Source organism: Micromonospora sp. KC721, assembly GCF_004348355.1.
Taxonomy (GTDB): domain Bacteria; phylum Actinomycetota; class Actinomycetes; order Mycobacteriales; family Micromonosporaceae; genus Micromonospora.
Genome location: NZ_SMJY01000365.1, coordinates 1 through 2,107, shown reverse-complemented (window position 1 = coordinate 2,107; position 2,107 = coordinate 1). Strand labels below are relative to the sequence as shown.

The window sequence follows — 2,107 nt, the reverse complement described above, 5'->3', positions numbered from 1 at the left end:
GTGCGGGACGATCCGGTGTACTGGTGCGGTGCTGAAGGTGGGACTGACCGGTGGGATCGGCTCCGGCAAGAGTGCGGTGGCGGCCCGCCTGGCCGAGCGGGGCGCGCTGGTCGTCGACGCCGACCGGATCGCCCGTGAGGTGGTCGCGCCCGGCACCGAGGGGCTTGCCGAGATCGTCGCCGCCTTCTCGGATCGGGTGCTGGACGCCCGGGGTGCGCTGGACCGCGCGGCGCTGGGCGCGGTGGTCTTCGGTGACGAGACCGCACGACGCCGGCTGGAGGCGATCACCCACCCGAGGGTCCGCGCCCGTACCGCCGAGCTGATCGCCGCCGCGCCGCGGGACGCGGTGGTGGTCAACGATGTTCCGTTGCTCGTGGAGGTGGGGCTCGCCCCGACGTACCACCTGGTGGTGGTGGTGCAGGCGGCGGTGGCGACCCGACTGGAGCGGTTGGCGCGCGGCCGGGGCATGGCGCCGGCGGAGGCCGGGCGGCGCATCGCGGCCCAGGCCGACGACGACCGGCGTCGGGCGGTGGCCGACGTGGTACTGCCCAACGACGGTACGGTCGACGACCTGCACGTGGCGGTGGACCACCTGTGGTGGGACCGGCTGCTGCCCTACGAGCGCAACGTACGGCAGCGCTGCGCCGTGCGCCCCGACCGGGTGGTGCTCATCGGGCCGAACCCGACCTGGGCAGAGCAGTACGCGCGGCTGGCGGCCCGGATCCGGCACGCCGCCGCCCCGGCGAACCCCCGGCTGGACCATATCGGTTCGACCGCCGTGCCCGGCCTCGCCGCCCGTGATGTGATCGACATCCAGCTCACCGTGGATTCCCTGGCAGAGGCGGACGGGCCACTCGCCGACCGGCTCGCCGAGGCCGGCTTCCCCCGGATACCGCCTGACAAGCGGAACACCCCCGGGCCGGGCGGCGACGGGCGGTGGGAGGAACGGCTGCACGGCAGTGCCGACCCGGGCCGACCGGCCAGCCTGTACCTGCGGGTGGCCGGCTCGCCCGGCTGGCGGCACGCTCTGCTGACCCGTGACCACCTGCGCGCCGACCCCGACCAGCGGGCGGCCTACCTGCTGCTCAAGCGGGACCGGGCGGGGAGGGCCCCGGAGGACGGCGAGTACGCCACGGCGAAGGGCCGCTGGTTCGACGAGGCGCGCCCACGCGCCGAGGAGTGGGCCACCCGCACCGGTTGGCGACCCTGACCGGTGACGGTCACCGGATCACCGGCCTCGGACCGGTGCGCCGGGACGGGAGGCGTCGCCGGCTCCCGGGCGGGTGCCCGGGGCCGCGGGGCGCGGTGGCACGACCCCGGCGGGCACGACGCCCGGGGTGAGATCGAGCTGCGCCCAGGCGTTGGTGCCGCCGCGCAGCTCCAGCCGGCGTGGCAGTCCCGTCCGGTCCAGCCAGTACCGCAGACGTAGCCCTTGTTCGCGTAGCTCGACGACGTCCACCACCCGCCCGCCGACCTGGTCGACCCGCAGCCACACCGCGGTGCCGGGCCGGACCGGCGCCGCGGCGGCTCGCAGCGCCGCGTCCACCAGCAGGTCCAGGTCGTCGGTGGGGCGTACGCTGCGCCGCCAGCCGGTGTCGGGCGGGGGCGGCAGCGGCGGAGCGGCGGGTGCGGTGACACCGCCCGCGCCCGGTCCGACCGGCACCTCGATCCGGGCGAAGCCGCCGGGGTGGCGGTGCAGCAGGGTGTGCCGGCCGAGGGTGTCCAGTTCGGCCACCGACAGGTACGCCGCCCGGCCGGTCCAACTCAGCCAGCCCGAGCCGCGCAGGTTGGCGGCGGTGCCGAGGGGCGCGGTCACGGTGACGGCGGCACCGGCCTCGGCCCGTAACCGGGCGGGCACCCGGGCCAGGCGTTCGGCCTCCGGGTCGAACAGCGGTCGGGGCAGCCCGGGACGGCCACCGAGCGCGTCGACGGGCCAGAATGCCGGCCGGTCGAGGTGGTCGAGCTCGACGGTGACCGGCGTTCGGTCCGGTAGCCGTCCCTCCCATCGGCGTAGCCGGGAGTCGCGGTCGATCCACCAGCGCGGGTCGCCGTCCCTGGCCGTCGACGGGACGGGTGGGTCGGTGGCCGGGCCGGACCCGGCCGGGGC

General features: G+C 76.8%; 1 protein-coding gene and 1 pseudogene. One reads left to right on the top strand and one right to left on the bottom strand.

Translation table 11 applies throughout. From position 1 onward, the window contains the following. The first annotated feature begins 28 nt into the window (after positions 1-28). A complete protein-coding gene (coaE, locus tag E1182_RS30335; RefSeq protein ID WP_132271160.1) occupies positions 29-1,210 on the top strand; it encodes a dephospho-CoA kinase in 1,182 nt (393 codons plus the stop codon). Between the two features lie 18 nt (positions 1,211-1,228). Here the strand turns inward: coaE and E1182_RS31460 are convergent. Further along, positions 1,229-2,107 (bottom strand): annotated as a pseudogene (locus E1182_RS31460) (hypothetical protein); the annotation flags it as partial.